The sequence below is a fragment of the Winogradskyella pacifica genome (genome assembly GCF_003386275.1).
In the GTDB taxonomy this organism is placed as follows: Bacteria; Bacteroidota; Bacteroidia; order Flavobacteriales; family Flavobacteriaceae; genus Winogradskyella; species Winogradskyella pacifica.
In genome coordinates, this window is record NZ_QREI01000005.1 from 306,418 (window position 1) to 328,974 (window position 22,557).

Here is a 22,557-nt window from a genome sequence, read left to right on the forward strand (position 1 = left end):
AAGCTAAAATTAGTTTTATAAGCTTAATTATACGACTCCTTGCGCCAACATAGCATCTGCAATTTTCACAAAGCCTGCAATATTAGCTCCTTTAATATAATCAATAGAGCCATCTTCGTTTTTACCGTATCTAACACAAGAGTCATGAATGGCTTCCATGATATCTTTTAAACGTGTATCCACCTCTTCTCTCGACCAACTTAGACGAAGCGAATTCTGACTCATCTCTAATCCTGAAGTTGCTACACCACCTGCATTTGAAGCTTTCCCTGGCGCAAACAATAACTTTGCCTTTTGAAATTCACTTATCGCTTCTGGAGTTGAAGGCATATTTGCACCTTCGACCACACAAATACAGCCATTTTTAACTAATTGCCTTGCTTCCTCTCCATTTAGTTCATTTTGAGTAGCACAAGGTAAAGCGATATCACATTTTACTGACCAAGGTCTTTCACCCGAAAAATATTCTGCATTAGGATATTCATCTACATATTCGCTTATACGACCACGCTTTACGTTTTTAAGATGCATTATAAAATTTAACTTCTCAGTATCAATACCGTCTTCATCGATAATATACCCTCCAGAATCAGACAATGTTAATACCTTTGCTCCAAACTCTATTGCCTTTTCGGTAGCATACTGCGCAACGTTTCCGGAGCCAGAAATCACAATATGTTTCCCTTCTAATGTTTCATTTTTTAATTTCAACATATTCTGAGCAAAATATACAGTACCATAACCTGTAGACTCTGGTCTAATTAAAGAGCCACCCCAAGTAGGTCCTTTACCAGTTAGAACACCTGTAAATTCATTTTTCAACTTTTTATAAGTTCCAAACATAAAACCAACTTCTCTCGCTCCAACACCAATATCTCCTGCAGGGACATCGGTAAACTGTCCTATATGTCTAAATAATTCACTCATAAACGATTGACAGAAACGCATAATTTCATCATCCGATTTTCCTTTGGGATCAAAATCAGCCCCCCCTTTTCCTCCCCCCATCGGCAGTGTCGTTAAAGCATTTTTAAATACTTGTTCAAAAGCTAAGAACTTTAAAATACTTGCATTTACAGAAGGATGAAAACGTAAACCTCCTTTATAAGGTCCTATTGCAGAATTCATCTGAACTCTATAACCTCTATTAACTTGTATCTCTCCCGCATCATCAACCCAACTAACTCTAAATGATATTAGCCTTTCGGGCTCGACCATTCTTAATAGGATATTTTTACCGCTATACAATTTATGTTGAGCTATATAAGGTATTAATGATTCTGCGACTTCTCGGACGGCTTGTAAAAACTCTGGTTCATGACTGTTTCTTGCTTGTACTTCTGCTAAAAAAGCATCAATTTTCTCTCTCATAAGTATTTATTTATTCTCGAAATTAAATAATTCATTCACCATTTCTAAATATTAATCTATTTTTGTCAAAAAAATAGGATATTCTATTTTAAACCTGCGATTGTAAGAATATTTTGATATATTGTGGCGTCCTTATCACTTTAATAATTAGACATATATCAATTTTGTTATTATGATATTCTAAATGTTTTTATTCAATATAAAAAGGATTATATTTTATGAAGAAAATAAAAAACATGCATTTTGTCGGTTTTATTTGGTAGTTTATCGGGTTTTTATATATTTGCTGGGTAAAAGCATCAATTCTAAAATTACATGACACAAAAAATAAAAAATATCTTTGTTGCATTTCTATTGCTTTTATCGATGCAATTGAGTTTCTCGCAAGCCTTTTCTCACGAGGTTGGAATTATTGCTGGCCCTATAGTTTACCAATCTGACTTTGGTGAACGATACGACTTTGAAACAAATTCTGGTAATATAGGTTTTGGTATAGGTCTCGTTTACTATATGAACTTTGAATATCTTAGTGGTTACTATTCTTATTCGAGAAGTAATTTTTTTACAAAACATTTTAAAGTACGCGCTGAACTTTCTTGGAACAAAACAGGACTTGATCATTATGGTATATGGGTAGATGAAGATAGAACAAGTACTTCTGCGGATAAATTAAGAGCACACTCAGGAGAAGCGCAAAATTTTGATTTAGGAGCGCAATTGGAATTTTACCCTATGAGTTTAAGAAATTTTTCGCGTGGAGGTGATAAATTCGCACCATTTGTAAGCTTAGGTGCGCATTACGTGTTTTATAGTCCGAGCGTAACCACTACTTATGGTGATCAAAACATAAACAATATCAATAATTTTTATCCAAGTTGGGAACCAGGATCTATAGATGTTGAAGCTGGGTCTACTTGGTCTGTTGTTGGTAGTGTAGGTGTAAGGTATAACCTTAGTGCAATTTCAAATTTAATGGTTGATCTAAGAATACAACGTTTCTTTAATGACAAAACGGATGGTTTAGACCATCAATTAGAATCTAATAAAACAAATGATTGGTTAGCTTGGTTAAATGTGGGCTACATTTTCATGTTCGATTAAAATCAATAAAACATATTTATAAAAAAAGACCAAATCATATGATTTGGTCTTTTTTTATGCTGCATTTAAGCGATGTCATCCTATAGCTTGTTTTAAATCTGCTATTAAATCTGCTTCATCTTCAATACCAACACTCAACCTAATTAGCGAATCTACAACACCTGTTTTTTCGCGTTCTTCTTTTGGAATACTCGCATGCGTCATACTTGCCGGATGACCAGCTAATGACTCCACACCACCCAGCGATTCCGCTAATGTAAAAACCTTTAGATTTTCGACCATTTTAATAGCTTCTGCATAGTTATTACCTTTGGTAGTAAAAGACACCATACCTCCATAATCGCTCATCTGAGCTTTTGCAATAGCATGATTAGGATGGTTTTCAAAACCTGGCCAATACACATTTTCTATTTTTGGGTGACTTTCTAAATACTCAGCTACAGCTCTACCATTTTCGCAATGACGCTGCATTCTAACATGTAAGGTTTTTAAACCTCTCAAAGCTAAAAATGCATCTTGAGGACCGCAAATAGCACCACTTGCGTTTTGAATAAAATATAACCGATCTGCCAATTCTTTATCTTTTACAATTAACGCTCCCATCACCAAATCACTATGCCCACCAAGATATTTAGTTGCTGAGTGCATTACAATATCTGCCCCCAAATCTAATGGTCGTTGTAAATACGGCGTCGCAAAGGTATTATCTACTGCAAATAACACCTTCTGCTTCTTTGCAATTTTGGCTGTCTTTACAATATCGATAATATTTAACATGGGGTTGGTCGGTGTTTCTACCCAGATTAATTTTGTTTTATCATTTATATAGTCTTCAATATGCGCTGCATTTTCCATGCCTATAAAATGGAATTTTATACCAAAGTCTTCATATATCTTTGTGAATAACCGATACGTTCCACCATATAAATTGTTGGTAGAAATAACCTCATCTCCTTGCTTTAACAATTTTAGAATGGCGTCTATAGCAGCTAGTCCAGATCCGAAAGCTAAACCATGTGTTCCATTTTCGATACTTGCAAAAGCGTTCTCTAACGCATGACGTGTGGGATTCGCTGAGCGTGCATATTCATAGCCTTTATGTCCGCCTGGTGTAGATTGTGCAAAAGTAGAGGTTTGATAAATTGGGGGCATTACAGAACCATAAGCAGCATCTGGTTTTTGACCACCATGTATTGTTTTTGTATTAAATTTCATAATAAAAGGAGTTAAACGAAACCCACGAAAAAATTAACAGAATTATCGCTTTTGTACCCTAACAAATTTAACGGATAATTCGTTCTATTCAAATCTATATAATACCTTTATTGTTTATTAAACTTAATACCAAACGCTGTGAAACATATAATTCCATTTTTGATATTTGCTATTGTTTTAAATTCATGTAGCTCTGAATTTAAACCCGCAACATTTGATACTATTTCTGTCGAAGAATCTTACGAGGCCGAAATTTCAGCAGTCTATAGCAAAGCAACAGGAAGTAGTGACCTTAGTAAAAGCATAAACACAAACGTCGAAAATGCAATTATTGCAACCCTAAACACGTCTGAAAGCAAAACTAATTTAACTGAAGTTTTAAAAGCGTTTAATAAAGAATATCTAACGTTTAAAAAAGATTATTCTGAAATAGATGAACCGGCTTGGGAGCTTCATATTGAAACAGAACTCGTTTACCAGTCTGAAGCTATCATTACACTAGTTATTAGTACGTATGAGTTTAAAGGTGGTGCTCATGGTAATGACAAAATAAAACTATTAAATCTTGATGCTAAAACTGGAAAAACTTTAGAAGTCACGGATTTTATTACAGACATAGCGGGTTTTACAACCTTAGCCAAAACTCATTTCATTAAATCTTTAGAAGAGAACGAAGACCAATTAACTATTGAAAATTTCTTCTTCGGAAAACCTTTTCATTTACCTGAAAACATTGGTTTTAGTGACGAAGGGCTAGTATTACTTTATAATGTTTATGAGGTAGCTTCATACGATTTAGGTTATACCGAATTCATGATTCCTTTTGATGACGTAGAGCCATATTTAAAGATGAACTAAACTATACTTTTTGTCAAGCGTTTTATAATTGGGCCAACCGTTAATCCTTGTCCAACAATAGAAACCACCACGACGACGTAGGTTATTACTAAGAATAATTCTCGATGCATATCTTTTGTTAGGCTTAAGGCTAAAGCAATAGAGATGCCCCCTCGTAAGCCACCCCAAGTCATTATTAAATTTGTTTTTGGTACAAAATCCAATCGCATTTCAAAGAATTTAATGGGCAACCAAAGAGAAATATAGCGACAAACTAAGATTAAAGGAATCGCTAATAAACCGGCATAAATGTATTTTCCATCTAATGTTAGTACTAACATTTCCATACCAATCATTACAAACAAAATAGTGTTTAATAAGACATCTACGAGCTCCCAAAATTTATCGACATAAAGCTCTGTAGTTTCAGACATAGCAGAATTTCTAACCGTATCATTTCCAACAATAAGTCCGGCAGTTACCATAGCCAAAGGAGCCGACAAGTGAAATTTATGTGCTAACATCGTACCTCCCATAACGCTTGCTAGGGTTAATATCACTTCAATTTCGTAGCTATCAATCGATCGCATTAAACGGTAGGTAATCCACCCTAGAAAAAGCCCTAAAACAATACCACCAATAACCTCTTGTCCAAATAAGGTGGCGATATCAGCCAACTCAATAGCAGCATTAGGTTTCGCTGCTATTGCAAAAATGGTTAAGAAGACGACAACGCCTACTCCATCATTAAACAATGATTCTCCAACAATTTTAGTTTCTAATTTTTTTGGCGCCCCTGCTTTTTTCAAAATCCCTAAAACAGCAATAGGATCTGTTGGAGAAATTAGCGCACCAAACAGTAAACAGTAGATAAAATCTACATTTAAATCCATCAACATCAAGACATAAAACATCGCAATACCAACTAAAAATGTTGATACCAAAACACCCACTGTCGCAAAAGCCAATATTGGCCAGCGCTGTACTTTAAGTTGATTAAAATTGGTATGCAAAGCACCTGCAAACAACAAGAAACTCAGCATGATGTCTAAGAGAACAGTTTCAAAATCTATCAATGCTATAAATTCTCGTTCTTGCACTAATAAGGTATCATCAAATTGAGCAATTCCGACTAAAACAACCGTAAACACTATGGTAATTACCATTAAACCAATAGTGATTGGCAACTTTAAAAACTTCTCGTTTATATAACCAAAGCCAGCAGAAAGAACGATTAAAATAGTAGCAATTGAATAGTAATCCATAATTATAGTGATTTTCGGAGTGCTAAAATATACCCTAAATGAATACCTTCATGAAAATTATTAAAATCAATGGCTTCTTCAACATTACTCAGCGTACTTTTTGTAGTCACGGTATATTGATTATAGGTCTGAAAAACTTTAGTATCGTAATCTTCCTTAGTCTTTTCAATAGTAGAAAATAACAAGCCTTTTATGGTATCTACTTCAGACTGCGACAAATCGCGTTCCGTTTTTGTTCCTTTTTTAAAAGCTTCTACCATCTCATCAGAAACAACCATTGGCAATCCCGATAATTTGTATACCAATAATTGTTGCGTAACAATAGTATGTGCAATATTCCAAATGATATTATTACGAAACCCTTTTGGCACTTTATTCAACTCTTCTAAAGTGTGGTTTTCAATAAAACTTTTTAATAATTTTCTATTCTTAAGTGCGACGTCGAAAACAAAATCCATAAAATCATATTTTTATTAAAAGTAATAAAATTCATTAGAAATACGGTTTCTTTGCATATTGAAATTAAACCGTTTTGATTATGAACAAAATATACTTTTTAAGTAGCTGTAATACTTGTACCCGTATCATAAATGAGCTTAATCTTCCTGAAGGTTTTCAACTTCAAGATATAAAGACAGAACCAATTACTACACAACAGATTGAAGAAATGCGAGCACTAACAGATAGTTACGAAAGTCTGTTTAGTAAGCGCGCGCGACTTTATAAAGAATTGGGTTTAAAAGAGAAATCACTGACTGAAGACGATTACAAAAATTATATTTTAGAACATTATACGTTTTTAAAACGTCCTGTAATTTTATATACCGATTCTATTTTTATTGGCAATTCTAAGAAAACAGTAGAAGCTGCCAAACTCGCGATACATGAATAGTAGAAAATTTGCCATTTTCGCATTGATCATGGTGCAAGTATTATATGGTCTCAATTTCACTATTGCAAAAACAGTAATGAATGAAAATTTCATTAAACCCTTTGGATTTGTTCTAATAAGAGTTGCCGGTGCTACGGTGTTGTTTTGGATTATGAGTCTCTTTTTACCAAAGCAAAAAATTGACAAAAAAGACTATCTAAAACTCTTTGTAGCCGCTATTTTTGGAGTCATGATTAATATGCTTTTCTTTTTTAAAGGCCTAGAATACACCTCTCCAATCCATGCTTCAGCCATTACCATTACAGTACCTATTATCATTTTAATTTTGTCTGCTATAATTTTAAAGGAAAACGTTTCTAAGCTAAAAATAGTTGGAGTTACTTTGGGCTTAATAGGCGCATTGGTTTTAACTATATATGGTAAATCTGCAAGAGCTGGCGATAATGTGCCATTAGGTAATTTACTCGTGTTTTTAAATGCTATTTCATACAGCATCTATGTGATAATGATTAAAAAACTCACATTAAAATACCATCCATTTACATTTATTAAATGGTTGTTTTTGTTTGGTCTCATTATGTTAATTCCATTTGGTTATAATGATTTAAAAGCTGTAGAGTGGCACACATTTACACCTAACGCCATTTGGTCTGTTGTATTTGTTGTTGTCGGCGCGACTTTCGGAACGTATTTATTTAACCCATTAGCATTAAACAAATTAAAAGCATCTACTGTAGGTATATTTATTTATCTTCAACCTGTAGTTGCTGGACTTTTTGCTATTTCAATAGGTGCAGATTTTATAGACTCCGTAAAAATCGGAGCCATGTTACTCATATTTTTAGGAGTATTTCTTGTATCTAAAAAACCTAAAAACGCCATTTAATTTGCCTCTAACATCTAAAGTTTTTAAAAGCATTGATACTATTCCTCAACCTTATTGGGATAGTGTTAATTGCTGTACAAATATTTATTATTCACCCGAATTCTTAAAAGCTTTTGAACTTGCCAATACAGACATAGAATTCAATTATATTTTCATCCTTAAAGACCAGGAAGCTGTTGCTTTTGCCAATACACAGATTGTAACCATTGGTGTTGAAACCATTACAAAAAACATTAAAATGTCTAACAAAATAAGACATTGGGTTAACAACATGTTCTGCAACAATCATATTTGTGTGTTGTTCTGTGGAAATGTATTTTTAAGTGGAGAATATGGTACCTTCCTGAAAGATGGTGAAGATAAAGTCGACACGTTTAAAGCCATTGCAGAAGGTGTAAAACAATTATCAAAATCTACAAAAAAACTAAGTGCTATTTTTATAAAAGATTTTAAAAACGAATCGCTTCCTATTACCAATCATTTAGAATCTTACGATTACGCAGCCATGCAAGTTGAGCCTAATATGATTATTACGCTAAAACCAGAATGGCATTCCTTCGAAGACTATACAACGGCTTTAAAATCTAAATATCGTGTAAAAGCGAATAGAGCAGATGCTAAAAGTGTTGCTTTAAATGCTAAATTATTTTCTGAAGACGATATAGAAATTCATAAAGATGCACTTCAAGAATTATATCAAAATACGATTGATAATGCTGATTTTAATGCCCAAATATTAAACCTCGATACTTATATTCATCTTAAAAGAACCTTTAAAGATTTATTTATAGTAAAGGGCTATTTTCTCGAAGATAAATTAGTCGGTTTTTTATCTGCCATGCAAAACGACACACATCTCGATGCGCATTTCATTGGTATCGATTATTCTCAAAACAAAGAATTTGGCATCTATCCGAGAATACTAAATGATTACGTAAGACTCGGAATTGAAACACAATCAACTCAGATTAACTTAGGTAGAACTGCTTCTGAAATAAAAAGTACATTAGGTGCAAAACCAGAAGCACTAACTTGTTATTGCAAGCACAAACGGTATTTACCAAATCAGGTTTTAAAGCCATTCATAAAAAATGTGCAGATAAAATCTTTTAAGCAACACTCGGTTTTTAAGTAAAATTATAGCTTCATTGGTTTTGGTCGTACTCCATGCTTACGCGTATCCTCTTTTGTCAAAACCTTAAAACTTTCAGACTTCGGAAATTTATGAGCCAATTCTAATAATGGTTCTGGTAAACCTGTTAGTTTTCTTGCTTTAAGATCTATCCAACCTCCTTGCATTTCGCAATATGCTAAATTTTCACCTTTATGGTTGTAAAAATTATGTTCAAACATAAACAACATACCATCTTCACTTAAGCCAGACACTTCAATAGTTACCGTAATTGGAGTTCCTAAAAATGATTCCTTAAAATAGTACATATGTTCATAAAACACAACAGGCCCTACATTGAATTTCATAATTTCTGGCATTGTAAATCCCTTCTCAGTAAAGAATGCCATACGTGCATGACTCATAAAATTGGTATACGCAGAATTAGCTAAATGACCATTAGCATCCACATCACTCCAACGAATTTCAAATTGTTTTTTGTACATAAGTTTACCTTCAATTTAGGTTTGCAAAGTTATAAAAGTCTAATGAGAGAATTGGGCGCTTTCTAAACTATTTAAAAACCATTGATTTTTGTACCTTTGCGCAACCATACTAGATAAATTTTAAAAGGATTGATAATAAATTTGAATTATAATTCCTTTAGGTGAAAATAGAAAATAAAAGCATAGCATCGTTACGGTTTTATTTTATATTGAAATATAAAGGAAATAGAAACGAATTTAGTCGATCTTTTTGAAGTTTCTGTAGTATTAAATCGCAATGTTTTAATGATACAATCCATGACAGGCTATGGGAAATCTGTACTACAGCTCCCAACTAAAAAAATATCTATAGAATTAAAATCTCTAAATAGCAAAAGCTTAGACCTCAACGCTCGTATGCCTTCTATGTATAGAGCAAAGGAATTAGACATAAGAAAACTTATTGCTAAAAACCTTGTTAGAGGAAAAGTGGATTTCTCATTATATGTAGAAATTACAGGTGAAGATACCAGCACTAAGATTAACAAAACAGTAGTTAACGAATACATTAAACAACTTAAGGAGGTTGTAGATGGTGATGCTATTGAGTTATTAAAAATGGCGATTCGTATGCCAGATGCTATAACTACAGAACGCGATGATATCGATGAAGAAGAATGGTCTTTAATTAGTGAAGAAATAGATAAAGCCATAGCAAACATTGTTATTTATAGAGAAGATGAAGGAGCGACACTAAAGCAAGATTTTGAAGATAGAATTAGCACTTTAAGACGTCTATTAAACGAAGTTATTACGATGGATCCTGAACGTATTGATGGCGTAAGAGCGCGTTTAGAAAAAGGCATTTCTGATATTAAAGAAAAAGTAGATGAAAACCGTTTTGAACAAGAATTGGTTTATTACATCGAGAAATTTGATATTACAGAAGAAAAAGTACGATTAGAAAATCATTTAGATTATTTTACTAAAGCTTTAGATTCTGAAGATTCTAACGGAAAGAAATTAGGTTTTATTTCTCAGGAAATCGGAAGAGAGATCAATACTATTGGCTCAAAATCTAATTATGCACCAATGCAAAAATTAGTAGTTCAGATGAAGGATGAACTTGAAAAAATTAAGGAACAATTATTAAACGTGCTCTAAATTAGTTGACGTTCTCGGTCGCGGTATACAGTAAAAAGTAAAACAAGTTATTTTGTCAGAAATTAAAAACGAAGTACAAGGCAAGCTCATTGTCTTTTCAGCACCATCTGGTTCTGGAAAAACAACCATAGTTCGCCACCTATTAAAACAGCAAGAACTCAATCTAGAATTTTCTATCTCTGCGACATCGCGCGACAAACGTGGTAATGAGGTTAATGGGCGAGATTACTATTACCTATCGCTTAAAGAATTTAAAAACCGAATTAAAAACGATGAGTTTTTAGAGTGGGAAGAAGTCTATAGAGACAATTTTTATGGGACGCTAAAAACTGAAATTGAACGTATTTGGGCAAAAGGCAAGCATGTTATTTTTGATATTGATGTATCAGGTGGCTTACGTATTAAAAGAAAGTTCCCAGAACAGACTATCGCTATTTTTGTAAAACCACCAGATTTGAATGAGTTGGTAAGACGACTAAAAGATCGCGGTGAAGAAAGTCCAGAAAAAATAAGCATGCGTGTGGCAAAAGCACCAGCAGAATTAGCTACGGCTCCACTTTTTGATGAAATTGTTGTTAATTCTGATTTAGACAAAGCTTTAAAGGATGCTTACAAATTGGTTTCTGAATTTATAGCGAAGTAATATGAAGATCGGTCTATATTTTGGTACGTTTAACCCCATTCACGTTGGTCATTTAACCATTGCCAATCATTTAGCTGAGCATAGTGATTTAGACCAAGTTTGGTTTGTAGTTACCCCATTAAGTCCTTTTAAAAAGAAAAGCAGCTTACTAGACAATTACCACCGTTTAGAAATGGTTCATTTGGCGACAAAGGATTACGACAAACTGAGACCAAGCGATATTGAATTTGGACTAAAACAACCCAATTACACTATTGATACGCTCACGTATCTTTTTGAAAAATATCCGAATTATGAGTTTGCCTTAATTATGGGAGAGGACAATTTAAAAAGTCTCCATAAATGGAAAAACTATGAACTCATTCTCGAAAATCATAGTATTTATGTTTACCCTAGAATATCTGAAGGCAAAATAGACACGCAATTTAATAATCATTCTAAAATCACTAAAGTTGACGCCCCCATTATGGAGCTCTCTTCAACCTTTATTAGAAATGAAATTAAAGATGGAAAAAATGTGCGTCCGATCTTGCCTGAACATGTGTGGCAATTTATTGATGAGATGAATTTTTATAGGTAACACATTCCTGCGAACGCAGGAACCTCTTTTGTAATCACTTGACACTTTGAATGTATAGTTTTTAAGCTGATGAGATATCCACTTTCGTGAGTATTAAAAATGATAAAAAGCATTTTCATAATGAGTGAGTTGCTCTGTTGTTTTATTCTTTAAAACAGCAACAATATCAAAACGGGTTTCTAAATCGATATCATTTTCAATTACAAAAGCATCCATAGCTTTCACTAGTAATTTAATTTTACTAGGTGTGACGAACTCTTGTGGATCACCGAAAAAATCAGAATTTCGCGTTTTCACTTCCACACAAATCATAAAATCATTGTGCTTGGCGATAATATCAATTTCGGCTTTTTGAAACACATAATTACGAACGATGATTTCATAGCCTTTTTTTATAAGCAATTCTGCTGCGAGTTGCTCACCTAATTTACCGAGTTCGTTGTGTTGTGCCATTTTTCAGTCTTCAGTTCTCTGTTTTCTGTTTTCTGTTTTCTGTCAAAAAAATTAGACATACTTTAGAGTTCGCTTCAATATACAAAAATTGCAGTATCATAAAGGATGTTTAGTCAATCTGAGTCAAAGCATCTTTGTTTGAAGCACATAAAATCTTACAATTAGCCATATCTTTGTAACGCTTTAAAACACGCGAAATGGCTAGTCATATTAAATGCCCAAATTGTGGTCTCTACAATACAAATCAAGACTATTGCACCAATTGCAACACGCTTCTATCTTATAAAAAAAGGCGCGAATTAGTATTTGCTCAAGAAGATAAAGAGCGTCGTGAGCGTCAGCGAATTCAAGATGAAAAGTCACCTTCATTCTACGAAAAATATAAGGATCATCGGTTTTTAGTAGTGCGCATTTTTGTAAAAATCATTCATTCCATTTGGATGGGATTTATGGCAATTGGTATGTTTATCGCTTGGTTAATAACTGCAATTGCAGCATGAAAATTTTAAAACATCCTCTATTTCTAGTTGCTATTGTAATAGTGACAGTATTGTATAGCGCTAATCGTTTTGAAGTACCACTTCCTAATTGGATGTATTTTTATGTCAACGACTTTTTATGTATGCCTATTGTTTTAAGTGCGTGTTTAGCCATTTTAAGAATCCTAAAGAAAACCAAAACACTTTACGTACCTATTAGTGTGGTTTTAGCACTAACTCTATATTTTTCAATTTATTTTGAATGGCTAATGCCACAAATAAACACACGTTATACTAGTGATATAATTGACGTTGGACTTTACTTTTTAGGAGCCATTTTGTTTTTCAAGTTTCAAAAACAATTATTCTGAGAATTTTAAAGTCGATTGTTCTTTACCAACTTTCAACTCTAGAGTTCGTCCCAAAACCAAAGCTCGATTGTCTTTTTCGTGTCCTGCAGGCATATTGAATGTAATTGGAAAATCGTAGTCTTCTAAAGCATCAAGAATCAATTGCTCTACCGAAGTTCCCCAAAGTGTCGTATTCTTTCGCATTCTAGACATATCACCAACCACAAGTCCATTCAAATCATCAAAATAACCAGCGCGCTTCATACTTTGTAACATACGGTCAATGTGGTATTTGTACTCACCAATTTCCTCAATAAACAGAATTTTTCCAGAGGTATCTATACTCTCTTTAGAACCCAACATGGTATGTAACATCGTTAGATTTCCTCCAACTAATTCTCCTGAAGTTTCTCCGACTCTATTATAGTTTGAGCCTTTTAAAGTATAGTTTTCAGGATTCCCGAAAATAGCCGATTTAAACGTTTCAACGGATTCCTTTATAGCATTCAAATCTTTGGTTAAACTCACACACATTATAGCGTGTAAGGACTGAAATCCTTCATTATGAACCTGATTGTGCAATGCTGTGATATCACTATAACCAATAATCCATTTCGGATTTTTCTTAAATTTAGAATAATTCAATTTATCCAAAATCCTAACCGTTCCGTAACCACCTCTCGCACACCAAATCGCGCTAATTTTAGGATCGTCCATAGCGTTTTGCAAATCTTCGCAACGCTCGGCATCTGTACCAGCAAAATGATTGAATTGGTTAAAAACATGTTTACCAACAATGGCATGCAAACCCCAACTTTCTAGAAGTTTTACCGCGTCTTGCACTTCTCCTACTCTACTTTTTAAAATCCCAGAAGGTGCAACAATAGCCACAGTATCACCTGCTTTTAAATAGGGTGGTTGTATTAATTTTGAAGCCATTTTGGTAGGTTTATTAGTTTCTAATTGTGCTTGTATTTCGGATTGCGAAATAAAAACCAAAGCGAAAACAAGGTACATAAAGTGATGTCTAAAAGTCATAAATAGTGCTTTTGGTAAAAGTACATTTTTTTTCTAAATCCCTTATATATTGCGTACTTTTGTAGCTTCAAAAAAATGAAAACCATGTCGAAAAGATATACCATAACAGCAGCATTACCATATACAAACGGCCCAATTCATATTGGACATTTAGCTGGTGTTTATGTGCCTGCAGATATTTATTCTAGATACTTAAGATTAACAGGTAATGACGTTGCTTTTATTTGCGGAAGTGATGAGCACGGTGTGCCGATTACCATCAAAGCAAAAAAAGAAGGAGTCACTCCCCAAGATATTGTGAATAAATATCATGCGATTATCAAGCAATCTTTTATTGACTTTGGTATTACTTTCGATAATTATTCACGTACAACAGCTCAAATTCATCACGATACGGCTCAAGAGTTTTTTAAAACCCTTTATGACAAAAATGAATTTGTAGAAGAAGTGACTGAGCAATTGTACGATGCTGAAGCGAATCAGTTTTTAGCAGATCGTTTTGTAACAGGAACCTGTCCTAAATGTGGCAATGAAGAAGCTTATGGAGATCAGTGTGAAAGCTGTGGATCGAGTTTAAATGCCACAGATTTAATTAATCCTAAATCAGCAATCACAGGCAATGTCCCTTCTTTAAAAGAAACCAAACACTGGTTTTTACCTTTAAATAAACACGAAGATTTTCTACGTGAATGGATTTTAAAAGGTCATAAAAAAGATTGGAAACCTAATGTTTACGGTCAAGTAAAATCTTGGATTGACGATGGCTTACGTCCACGTGCTGTAACTAGAGATTTAGATTGGGGAATTCCTGTACCTGTTGAAGGTGGCGAAGGCAAAGTGCTTTACGTTTGGTTTGATGCTCCTATTGGTTACATATCTGCAACCAAAGAATGGGCAGCACGCGAAGGTAAAAACTGGGAAGATTATTGGAAAGACGAAGACACCAAATTGGTACACTTTATAGGAAAGGATAATATTGTATTTCACTGTATTATTTTCCCTGCCATGCTAAAAGCTGAAGGCTCTTATATTTTACCAGACAATGTACCGGCTAACGAATTTTTAAATTTAGAAGGTCAGAAATTATCAACCTCTAAAAACTGGGCGGTTTGGTTACCAGATTATTTAATCGATTTCCCTAATCAACAAGATGTGTTGCGTTACGCTTTAACGGCAAATGCCCCAGAATCTAAGGATAACGATTTTACGTGGAAAGATTTTCAAGCTAGAAACAATAATGAATTGGTGGCTATCTTCGGAAACTTTATCAATCGTGTGGTGGTTTTAACGAATAAATATTACGACGGCATTATTCCGGCACCATCAGACTATTCAACTATTGACGAAGAAACTTTGGCGGCTGTAAAAGCCTATCCTGCTGTGATTTCGAGTTCTATTGAACGTTATCGTTTTAGAGAAGCGAGTCAAGAATTGATGAACTTAGCACGACTAGGAAATAAGTATTTAGCAGACGAAGAACCATGGAAAACGTTTAAAACAGATGAAGCACGCACCAAAACCGTAATGTTTGTGGCTTTACAAATTGCGTCTGCCTTAGCTGTTTTATCTGAACCGTTCTTACCATTTACCTCAACCAAGTTAAAAGGTATTTTAAATTCGAATGACAACGGATGGGAAGACGTTTCAACAAAAGATATTTTAATTCCCGCATCACATCAAATTGGAAAAGGAGAGTTATTATTCTCTAAAATTGAAGATTCTGAAATTCAAATACAACTCGATAAATTAGAAGCAAGCAAAAAAGCTAATGAAGCTGAAAAGAAGGTAACTGAACCTCAAAAGGATGAAATTACGTTTGATGATTTTACCAAATTAGATTTGCGTGTTGGTACTATTATCGAAGCAGAAAAAATGCCAAAAACCAAAAAACTTTTAGTCTTAAAAGTAGATACTGGCATTGACACAAGAACCATTGTTTCTGGTATTGCCGAAAGCTTTTCACCAGAAGACGTCATAGGTAAACGTGTTACTGTTTTAGTAAATTTAGCACCCAGAGCTTTACGAGGAGTTGAGAGTCAAGGTATGATTTTAATGACGGAAGACGAAACTGGAAAATTGGTTTTTGTGAATCCTGATACTTCAACTACACCTAACGCAGAATCTGATGGTGTAAATAATGGGCTTCAAATAAGCTAACATGATAAAAAGATACATACAAATTCTTGTCTTACTATTGTCTTTCAATTTACCAAGTCAAGAACTTGTATTGTCTTTTAAAAACGAAGATTTATCTAGGCGAACTAGTAAAGATTCATACACATTAACAAATACCAAGAGTAACGACTTAGCGCTTATTATAGTGGAGCGCAAAATTATTGCTGCATACCTATTTAATTCTGAATTTAAAGAAGTTCAAAAGTTTGAAACTTCAAATATTAAATCTAAATACAACGAAGTTCTGGGTTATAGAGTAGGTAGCAATACCTACCATGTTCTTTATACAAACAATAACTATAGCAAATTCGCTATCCTACATTTAGACTTCAATTCTAAAACAAGTTATTCCACCGAAATAGATTTAAATCTTAATAAAGGTGAAGTATTTTTAGATGCTATAAATTATCACAACGAGTTGTATGTTTTAAGCGGAGACAATGCATCTACATTAACTTTAAGACAACTAAACCCTAATAATACGTTTGGCGTTATTAAAACTTTTGTTTTAGAAGAAATAAGTGAAGACACTTCACTAATTAGCAGTAAATATGCCATAGGTGCTTTTATTTTATCCGGATATGAGTCTCGTAATATTACCAAGATTGATCCTAGAACACCAAGTTCTATAGAACGCGCTTCTCGCACCAACAAATTGTATCAAGATAAAGAAACCCTCTATCTCACTTTTGATATAAATGAAGACGCTACTATTTTTTACACCTTAAATTTAGAGGAGTTAGACTTAAAAGTCAAAACATACCCTTACCCTAAACCAAGAATTAACGATAGTTTTAAAAAGTTTAATTCCTTCATTTTTGAAAAAAACATATATCAAATAGCAAGTTCTAAAGACGAAATGGCTTTTGAAATTAAAGACTTTGACGGTCATCCTATCAACAACTATTATCTTAATAGAGATATGACTATCAATTTTAAAAACTCACCAATAATTCAAGAAGGAGCCACCGCAATACCTTTTATAAATACAAGAAAATTTGAACAGACATCTAAATATTTAAGAAAAATATCTGCAGGAAACCTTGGTATTAATGTTCACTTTTCAAATGAATTATTCTATATTACTTTAGGAGGCTATCAAGAAATAAATACAGGCGGAATTAGCCCAATTGTAAGCACTCCCGCAATGACCAGCGGTGGCTTTATTTCTTTCAACCCTACATTCCATAATTATAATTACTATACCGCAACAAAGTCGACGTTTTTCAATACTATATTAGATTCAAATTTTAAACACGTTAAAGGTGAAATCAAAGAAAATAGTTTTGATAAGATAACAGAATACAAAAAAGACAAGCCATATCTTACGGCAGAAGACATTTTCTACTATAATAATGAACTCTATTTTAGCGCTTTCAATCTTAAAGAGAGCGAATACAACCTTATAAAATTCTAATTGAGGTTTTCAATTGCATCAATAATTTTTTCTTTACAAGCAAGCCACGCGCTATACTTTAAGTAATTTTGAATTCACACATTACTTAAAGACAATGAAAAAACTAGCACTATTATGTTTAACCGTTTGCTTTTTAGCTTGTGGAGCGTCAAAGACCGTTCGACAATCTAAAAAAACGATTAAAGGAGATTGGACCTTAGCTTCTGTAAAATCTTCGGCCATTGGCGATTTAAAAATCACACTTTTTAATGATGCCGAAAAAGTGTGCTTCGAGAATAGCTCATGGCAATTTATACCCAATAACAATACAGGTGTTTATACCCTGTCTGGATTGAATTGTTCCTCAGATAAGCGATTTTTCGCATTCACCATAGATGAAGTTAATGAAGATACTGGTTTATATAATTTCCTATTGAAACCTACCAACGAAAAGGGCAAATCGGAAACTAATGCAGGATTTCGGTTAGAATTAACAGCACTTTCTGATACGGCTATGCAATGGCAACAAACCGTGAATTTAGACGGAAAGCCCATCACTATTACTATGAATTTTACAAAATTTTAAACTATGAAACGAGCATGTTCAAAATTTTATCACCTAAAGGAATGATTAAAAGCGAACAGCATCTGACCATTAAAAAACAATAAATAAAAACATATGAAACTATTAAATTATAAATCGAATTTAGCCATAACATTATCACTACTTTTAGTACTGATGACAAGTTGTAAGGCTGTAGATAACGCTAATAACAAACAAAAAGGAGCTGCCATTGGAGCTGCAGGTGGAGCCATCCTTGGTGCTATCATTGGAAACAACGTTGGTAAAGGCGGCAAAGGAGAATTAGGAGCTGTTATTGGAGGAGTTGTTGGTGGTGGAGCTGGTGTGCTCATTGGAAACAAAATGGACAAACAAGCTCAACAAATTGAAACTGAAATCCCTGGAGCAACCGTAGAACGTGTAGATGACGGAATTGTAGTCACCTTTGATGAACAAAGTGGTGTTTATTTTGATACAGAAAAGTATAACATCAATGCTAAATCGCAAGAAACACTAAATAAATTAGCAAGTGTATTTACAGAATATCCAGACACAAACATTCTAGTCGTAGGCCATACAGACAGTTCTGGTAATGATGCTTACAACATGACGTTGTCTAAAAACAGAGCTGAAGCTGTAACTAATTACTTAACCGGAAAAGGTTTAGCTTACGGACGATTTACAACACACTGGTTTGGAGAAGAACAACCGATGTACGATAATACAACAGCAGAAGGCCGTTCTAAGAACAGACGTGTCAATATTGCTATTGTGCCGAACGAAACAATGGTTAATGATGCGAAAAAAGAAGCCGGATCTAATTAATAACTTTTGCTAAAACTATTCGGCAATTACAATAGAGTTAAATATATTACAGACCTTATAATTTTAAATTTATAAGGTCTTTTTTTATGATGATAAAGTATATAGTTCAACACACGCAATTAGCCGAAAAAAATATAAAAAGTACCGTTCAATTACTGAATGAAGATTGTACCATTCCATTCATTTCGCGATACAGAAAAGAAGCCACAGGAAATCTAGATGAAGTACAAATTGGAGATATTGTTAAATACAAAGAGTTATTTGAAGCTTTAGAAAAACGAAAAATCGCCATTTTAAAAGCTTTGGACGAACAAGACGTTTTAACCGAAGACTTAAAACAAAAAATTGAAAACACTCAAGATGTAACAACGCTTGAAGATCTGTATTTACCATTCAAGAAAAAACGAAAAACCAAAGCCGAAACGGCTCGTAAAAATGGTTTAGAGCCTTTGGCTAAAATCATCATGAGTCAAAAAGCAAACGATATCGAATCTATCGCGTTTAAATATGTTAAAGGAGATGTTACATCTGTTGAAGATGCTTTAGAAGGAGCCAGACATATCATTGCCGAATGGATTAATGAACGCACTGATATTAGGAATAGTTTACGGAACGAATTAGAACGACATGCTCAAATTACGACCAAAGTAATTAAGTCTAAATCTGCAGACGAAAAAGCGCAAAAATTCCGAGACTATTTTGATTGGTCTGAATCCCTATCACGAATTCCTTCACATAGATTATTAGCCATTTTAAGAGCAGAAAGCGAAGGCTTTATTAGGGTGAAAATTGAAGTTGATGCTGTAAGAGTTTTAGAACGTATTGATAATAGAATCATACAAAGCCAAAATGCTTGTGCAGATCAAATAGAATTGGCCATTTCAGATGCCTATAAACGTTTATTATTTCCATCATTAAGTAATGAAGCCCTTCAAAAGGCAAAGGAAAAAGCCGATGAATCTGCGATTACTGTTTTTGCTAAAAATTTAAAGCAATTATTATTAGGCTCACCTATTGGCGAAAAACGAGTTTTAGCCATCGATCCTGGTTTTAGAAGTGGTTGTAAAGTCGTTTGTTTAGATGCTCAAGGTGCTTTAAAACACAATGAAAACATCTATCCACATGCCCCAAAAAATGATAGTATTGGTGCCATAAAAAAGATTTCTTCTTTAGTCGAAGCTTATCAAATTGAAGCGATTGCCATTGGAAACGGAACCGCATCACGAGAAACCGAAGCTTTAATTCGAAAGATTCAATTTAAAAATGATATCCAGGTATTCGTCGTTAGTGAAGCTGGTGCGAGTATTTATTCGGCATCAAAAATTGCTCGAGACGAATTTCCTAATTACGATGTTACGGTTCGTGGTTCGGTTTCTATTGGAAGACGTTTACAAGATCCCTTAGCCGAGTTGGTAAAAATTGACGCTAAATCTATTGGAGTTGGGCAATACCAGCATGATGTGGATCAAACAAAGCTTCAAAAACAACTCGATGTTGTGGTTGAAAATTGTGTGAATGCCGTCGGTGTTAACATTAACACTGCAAGTACACCGCTACTCAGTTCGGTTTCTGGAATTGGACCAAAATTAGCAGAAAACATTTTTAATTACCGAAACGAAAACGGAGCCTTTACATCGAGAAACGAGATTAAAAAAGTGCCACGTTTAGGTGGAAAAGCATACGAACAAGCGGCTGGTTTCTTAAGGATTCGCGATGCCAAAAATCCATTAGACAATTCATCTGTACATCCTGAAACTTATAAAATAGTCGAAAAAATGGCTAAAGACGAAGGGGTTTCGCTTCAAGACTTAATTGGAAATAAAACTATCCTTCAAAAAATAGATCTAAAAAAATATTTTACAAAAACAGTTGGTTTGCCCACGCTTCAAGATATTATTAAAGAATTAGAAAAACCTGGATTAGACATTAGAGAAACAGCCAAGGTGTTTACATTCAACCAAAATATAAAAACCATTACAGATTTACACGAAGGGCAATTGTTGCCTGGCATTGTTAATAACATTACCAATTTTGGGTGCTTTGTAGATGTTGGGATTAAAGAAAGTGGACTGATTCATGTGTCAAATTTATCGGATAATTTTGTGAAAGACGTTAATGAACATGTGCATCTGCATCAGCAAATTATTGTAAAGGTTTTGGAGGTTGATGTAGCAAGGAAACGGATTCAATTAAAGCTTCACAACTAGATGCTAAAAATAGCTTTTCATCCCATATATAAACATCCACTTCCTGTAGGACACCGGTTTCCTATGGAAAAACACGAATTATTACCACAGCAACTTTTACACGAAGGCACCTGTACTCAAGCTAATTTCTTTCAACCAGAACAACCTAATGACAAACATATTGTTGCAGTACATGACCCTGAATATTATTATGATTTAGTAAATTTAACTCTAGATCAACGCGCTGCTCGTAAAATAGGATTTCCGTTAAGTAGGGCTTTAGTGCAACGTGAACTATTGATTGCAGATGGCACCATTAAAGCTAGTGAATTTGCTTTACAACATGGCATTGCTATGAATATTGCAGGTGGTACGCATCATGCCTTTTCAAATCGTGGAGAAGCATTTTGTATGCTAAATGACCAAGCAATTGGCGCAAAGTACCTTCAACAAAATGGTTTAGCACAAAACATTTTAATTGTAGACTTAGACGTGCATCAAGGCAATGGAACGGCAGAGATTTTTCAGAATGACCCGTCCGTTTTTACATTTTCTATGCATGGAGAAAGCAATTATCCATTTAAAAAAGAAATTAGTGATTTAGATATCGCTTTAGAAAATGATACTGATGATTCTGCTTATTTAAAATTATTAGAAAAGACGCTACCAAAACTCATTGCACAACAACAACCAGATTTTATTTACTATTTATGCGGTGTAGATGTTATTGAAACTGATAAATTAGGAAAACTAAATCTCACCGTTGATGGTTGTAAAGCTAGAGACCGTTTCGTTTTAGAGCAATGCAAAGTCAATCAAATTCCTGTTATGTGTAGTATGGGAGGTGGTTATTCCCCAAAAATCAAAACGATTGTAGACGCGCACGCTAACACATTCCGATTAGCACAAGAAATATACTTTTAATCTGAAAAGCAATTGTTCACAAATATTTTACCAACGGATTAACTATTCCTATCTTTGTTTAAAACACAATCAATTATGTTATCAAAATCTATAGAAGCCGCATTAAACAAACAAATTAGAATTGAAGCTGAATCGTCTCAAGCGTATTTAGCTATGGCTATTTGGGCAGAAGTAAAAGGTTTAGAAGGTATTTCTAGCTTTATGTACAGCCAATCTGATGAAGAGCGCGAACACATGCTAAAACTCGTTAAATTCATAAACGAACGTGGTGGACATGCACATGTTTCAGAACTGAATGCGCCAAACGTAACGTTTACATCTTATAAGGCCATGTTTGAAAAACTTTTAGAACATGAAATTTTTGTATCTGAAAGCATTAACGAACTTGTTCATATCTCTTTACAAGAAAAAGATTACGCCACTCACAACTTTTTACAATGGTATGTTTCTGAACAAATTGAAGAAGAAGCCATGGCGAGAACAATCTTAGACAAAGTAAAAATGATTGGTGACGACAAAGGTGGTTTATATTTATTTGATAGAGATATCCAACAACTAACGGTTAACTCAGCAGCAGATACCCCTGGAGCCTAAGTGCTAATGAGCTGAGATTACCATA

Annotated in this window: 24 protein-coding genes; 17 read left to right on the forward strand and 7 right to left on the reverse strand. The window is 34.0% G+C overall.

From position 1 onward, the window contains the following. Nucleotides 1-27: 27 nt before the first annotated feature. Entirely contained in the window at nt 28-1,371 is a 1,344-nt protein-coding gene (gene gdhA, locus DFQ09_RS12470; protein ID WP_115810827.1) for an NADP-specific glutamate dehydrogenase, read from the reverse strand. A 315-nt stretch (nt 1,372-1,686) separates the two neighbouring features. On the opposite strand from gdhA, the gene DFQ09_RS12475 reads away from it, so the two are divergent. Next, a complete protein-coding gene (locus DFQ09_RS12475; protein WP_115810830.1) occupies nt 1,687-2,472 on the forward strand; it encodes a THC0290_0291 family protein in 786 nt (261 codons plus the stop codon). Between the two features lie 75 nt (nt 2,473-2,547). Here DFQ09_RS12475 and DFQ09_RS12480 read toward each other — a convergent pair whose 3' ends face one another. After that, nucleotides 2,548-3,687, reverse strand: a complete 1,140-nt coding sequence (locus tag DFQ09_RS12480; protein ID WP_115810834.1) for a cystathionine gamma-synthase — start codon at nt 3,685-3,687, stop codon at nt 2,548-2,550. A 138-nt stretch (nt 3,688-3,825) separates the two neighbouring features. Between DFQ09_RS12480 and DFQ09_RS12485 the strand changes: the two genes are divergently transcribed. Beyond that, a complete protein-coding gene (locus DFQ09_RS12485) occupies nt 3,826-4,545 on the forward strand; it encodes a DUF3298 and DUF4163 domain-containing protein (protein ID WP_115810837.1) in 720 nt (239 codons plus the stop codon). Here DFQ09_RS12485 and DFQ09_RS12490 read toward each other — a convergent pair. Next, nucleotides 4,542-5,789 carry a cation:proton antiporter gene (locus tag DFQ09_RS12490; RefSeq protein WP_115810839.1) on the reverse strand — a complete coding sequence of 416 codons (1,248 nt, stop codon included), beginning with the start codon at nt 5,787-5,789 and terminating at the stop codon, nt 4,542-4,544. The two genes, DFQ09_RS12485 and DFQ09_RS12490, sit on opposite strands and share 4 nt — an antisense overlap. 2 nt (nt 5,790-5,791) lie before the next feature. After that, on the reverse strand, nt 5,792-6,247 hold the full coding sequence (locus DFQ09_RS12495; protein ID WP_115810841.1) for a DinB family protein: 456 nt from the start codon (nt 6,245-6,247) through the stop codon (nt 5,792-5,794). Between the two features lie 80 nt (nt 6,248-6,327). Between DFQ09_RS12495 and DFQ09_RS12500 the strand changes: the two genes are divergently transcribed. From DFQ09_RS12500 to DFQ09_RS12510, 3 genes are read left to right on the forward strand one after another with little or no spacing between them, the layout of a single operon-like run. Further along, entirely contained in the window at nt 6,328-6,681 is a 354-nt protein-coding gene (locus tag DFQ09_RS12500) for an arsenate reductase family protein (protein ID WP_115810843.1), read from the forward strand. Beyond that, nucleotides 6,674-7,567 carry a DMT family transporter gene (locus DFQ09_RS12505; protein WP_115810845.1) on the forward strand — a complete coding sequence of 298 codons (894 nt, stop codon included), beginning with the start codon at nt 6,674-6,676 and terminating at the stop codon, nt 7,565-7,567. The genes DFQ09_RS12500 and DFQ09_RS12505 overlap by 8 nt, the downstream gene beginning before the upstream one ends. A gap of 1 nt (nt 7,568) precedes the next feature. Further along, entirely contained in the window at nt 7,569-8,702 is a 1,134-nt protein-coding gene (locus DFQ09_RS12510) for a peptidogalycan biosysnthesis protein (RefSeq protein ID WP_115810914.1), read from the forward strand. A 2-nt stretch (nt 8,703-8,704) separates the two neighbouring features. On the opposite strand, the gene DFQ09_RS12515 is transcribed toward DFQ09_RS12510, so the two are convergent. Next, the gene (locus DFQ09_RS12515; RefSeq protein WP_115810847.1) at nt 8,705-9,184 is read right to left on the reverse strand and encodes an acyl-CoA thioesterase; all 480 of its coding nucleotides are present in this window, start codon (nt 9,182-9,184) and stop codon (nt 8,705-8,707) included. Between the two features lie 285 nt (nt 9,185-9,469). Between DFQ09_RS12515 and DFQ09_RS12520 the strand changes: the two genes are divergently transcribed. From DFQ09_RS12520 to nadD, 3 genes are read left to right on the forward strand one after another with little or no spacing between them, the layout of a single operon-like run. Further along, nucleotides 9,470-10,327, forward strand: coding sequence for a YicC/YloC family endoribonuclease (locus tag DFQ09_RS12520; protein ID WP_179348954.1), 858 nt, complete (start codon nt 9,470-9,472; stop codon nt 10,325-10,327). Nucleotides 10,328-10,379: 52 nt separating this feature from the next. Then, on the forward strand, nt 10,380-10,970 hold the full coding sequence (gene gmk / locus DFQ09_RS12525) for a guanylate kinase (protein WP_115810849.1): 591 nt from the start codon (nt 10,380-10,382) through the stop codon (nt 10,968-10,970). 1 nt (nt 10,971) lies between these two features. Then, nucleotides 10,972-11,550, forward strand: a complete 579-nt coding sequence (nadD, locus tag DFQ09_RS12530) for a nicotinate (nicotinamide) nucleotide adenylyltransferase (RefSeq protein ID WP_115810851.1) — start codon at nt 10,972-10,974, stop codon at nt 11,548-11,550. A gap of 93 nt (nt 11,551-11,643) precedes the next feature. Here the strand turns inward: nadD and DFQ09_RS12535 are convergent, their stop codons facing one another. Next, a complete protein-coding gene (locus DFQ09_RS12535; protein WP_115810853.1) occupies nt 11,644-12,003 on the reverse strand; it encodes a YraN family protein in 360 nt (119 codons plus the stop codon). Between the two features lie 197 nt (nt 12,004-12,200). Between DFQ09_RS12535 and DFQ09_RS12540 the strand changes: the two genes are divergently transcribed. Continuing rightward, nucleotides 12,201-12,503, forward strand: coding sequence for a hypothetical protein (locus tag DFQ09_RS12540; RefSeq protein WP_115810855.1), 303 nt, complete (start codon nt 12,201-12,203; stop codon nt 12,501-12,503). Then, nucleotides 12,500-12,853, forward strand: coding sequence for a hypothetical protein (locus DFQ09_RS12545; protein ID WP_115810857.1), 354 nt, complete (start codon nt 12,500-12,502; stop codon nt 12,851-12,853). Before DFQ09_RS12540 ends, DFQ09_RS12545 begins: the two co-directional genes overlap by 4 nt. Here DFQ09_RS12545 and DFQ09_RS12550 read toward each other — a convergent pair. Beyond that, nucleotides 12,845-13,849 carry a S66 peptidase family protein gene (locus tag DFQ09_RS12550; protein ID WP_115810859.1) on the reverse strand — a complete coding sequence of 335 codons (1,005 nt, stop codon included), beginning with the start codon at nt 13,847-13,849 and terminating at the stop codon, nt 12,845-12,847. The two genes, DFQ09_RS12545 and DFQ09_RS12550, sit on opposite strands and share 9 nt — an antisense overlap. 105 nt (nt 13,850-13,954) lie before the next feature. Between DFQ09_RS12550 and metG the strand changes: the two genes are divergently transcribed. The 7 genes from metG to DFQ09_RS12585 all read left to right on the forward strand — a co-directional run bounded on the left by metG (nt 13,955) and on the right by DFQ09_RS12585 (nt 22,532). Then, entirely contained in the window at nt 13,955-16,027 is a 2,073-nt protein-coding gene (gene metG / locus DFQ09_RS12555) for a methionine--tRNA ligase (RefSeq protein WP_245940357.1), read from the forward strand. A gap of 1 nt (nt 16,028) precedes the next feature. Beyond that, nucleotides 16,029-17,462, forward strand: a complete 1,434-nt coding sequence (locus DFQ09_RS12560) for a hypothetical protein (RefSeq protein WP_115810863.1) — start codon at nt 16,029-16,031, stop codon at nt 17,460-17,462. A 94-nt stretch (nt 17,463-17,556) separates the two neighbouring features. After that, a complete protein-coding gene (locus DFQ09_RS12565; protein ID WP_115810865.1) occupies nt 17,557-18,027 on the forward strand; it encodes a lipocalin in 471 nt (156 codons plus the stop codon). Nucleotides 18,028-18,120: 93 nt separating this feature from the next. Further along, nucleotides 18,121-18,828 (forward strand): OmpA family protein, encoded by a 708-nt coding sequence (locus DFQ09_RS12570; protein WP_115810867.1) that lies wholly within the window; start codon nt 18,121-18,123, stop codon nt 18,826-18,828. An 89-nt stretch (nt 18,829-18,917) separates the two neighbouring features. Then, nucleotides 18,918-21,035 carry a Tex family protein gene (locus DFQ09_RS12575; RefSeq protein ID WP_115810869.1) on the forward strand — a complete coding sequence of 706 codons (2,118 nt, stop codon included), beginning with the start codon at nt 18,918-18,920 and terminating at the stop codon, nt 21,033-21,035. Beyond that, a complete protein-coding gene (locus DFQ09_RS12580; RefSeq protein WP_115810871.1) occupies nt 21,036-21,938 on the forward strand; it encodes a histone deacetylase family protein in 903 nt (300 codons plus the stop codon). Nucleotides 21,939-22,013: 75 nt separating this feature from the next. Then, complete coding sequence (locus DFQ09_RS12585; protein WP_115810873.1) at nt 22,014-22,532, forward strand: ferritin; 519 nt, start codon at nt 22,014-22,016, stop codon at nt 22,530-22,532. Nucleotides 22,533-22,557 lie beyond the last annotated feature (25 nt).

Bases quoted from the DNA above. Each gene is read 5' to 3' on its own strand.
- DFQ09_RS12490 (WP_115810839.1), bottom strand. From the start codon at position 5,789: ATGGATTACTATTCAATTGCTACTATTTTAATCGTTCTTTCTGCTGGC.
- DFQ09_RS12580 (WP_115810871.1), top strand. From the start codon at position 21,036: ATGCTAAAAATAGCTTTTCATCCCATATATAAACATCCACTTCCTGTA.
- DFQ09_RS12500 (WP_115810843.1), top strand. From the start codon at position 6,328: ATGAACAAAATATACTTTTTAAGTAGCTGTAATACTTGTACCCGTATC.
- DFQ09_RS12495 (WP_115810841.1), bottom strand. From the start codon at position 6,247: ATGGATTTTGTTTTCGACGTCGCACTTAAGAATAGAAAATTATTAAAA.
- DFQ09_RS12550 (WP_115810859.1), bottom strand. From the start codon at position 13,849: ATGTACCTTGTTTTCGCTTTGGTTTTTATTTCGCAATCCGAAATACAA.
- DFQ09_RS12585 (WP_115810873.1), top strand. From the start codon at position 22,014: ATGTTATCAAAATCTATAGAAGCCGCATTAAACAAACAAATTAGAATT.
- DFQ09_RS12540 (WP_115810855.1), top strand. From the start codon at position 12,201: ATGGCTAGTCATATTAAATGCCCAAATTGTGGTCTCTACAATACAAAT.
- nadD (WP_115810851.1), top strand. From the start codon at position 10,972: ATGAAGATCGGTCTATATTTTGGTACGTTTAACCCCATTCACGTTGGT.
- metG (WP_245940357.1), top strand. From the start codon at position 13,955: ATGTCGAAAAGATATACCATAACAGCAGCATTACCATATACAAACGGC.
- DFQ09_RS12565 (WP_115810865.1), top strand. From the start codon at position 17,557: ATGAAAAAACTAGCACTATTATGTTTAACCGTTTGCTTTTTAGCTTGT.
- DFQ09_RS12505 (WP_115810845.1), top strand. From the start codon at position 6,674: ATGAATAGTAGAAAATTTGCCATTTTCGCATTGATCATGGTGCAAGTA.
- DFQ09_RS12545 (WP_115810857.1), top strand. From the start codon at position 12,500: ATGAAAATTTTAAAACATCCTCTATTTCTAGTTGCTATTGTAATAGTG.
- DFQ09_RS12570 (WP_115810867.1), top strand. From the start codon at position 18,121: ATGAAACTATTAAATTATAAATCGAATTTAGCCATAACATTATCACTA.
- DFQ09_RS12475 (WP_115810830.1), top strand. From the start codon at position 1,687: ATGACACAAAAAATAAAAAATATCTTTGTTGCATTTCTATTGCTTTTA.
- DFQ09_RS12520 (WP_179348954.1), top strand. From the start codon at position 9,470: ATGATACAATCCATGACAGGCTATGGGAAATCTGTACTACAGCTCCCA.
- DFQ09_RS12575 (WP_115810869.1), top strand. From the start codon at position 18,918: ATGATAAAGTATATAGTTCAACACACGCAATTAGCCGAAAAAAATATA.
- DFQ09_RS12480 (WP_115810834.1), bottom strand. From the start codon at position 3,687: ATGAAATTTAATACAAAAACAATACATGGTGGTCAAAAACCAGATGCT.
- DFQ09_RS12515 (WP_115810847.1), bottom strand. From the start codon at position 9,184: ATGTACAAAAAACAATTTGAAATTCGTTGGAGTGATGTGGATGCTAAT.
- DFQ09_RS12535 (WP_115810853.1), bottom strand. From the start codon at position 12,003: ATGGCACAACACAACGAACTCGGTAAATTAGGTGAGCAACTCGCAGCA.
- gdhA (WP_115810827.1), bottom strand. From the start codon at position 1,371: ATGAGAGAGAAAATTGATGCTTTTTTAGCAGAAGTACAAGCAAGAAAC.
- DFQ09_RS12560 (WP_115810863.1), top strand. From the start codon at position 16,029: ATGATAAAAAGATACATACAAATTCTTGTCTTACTATTGTCTTTCAAT.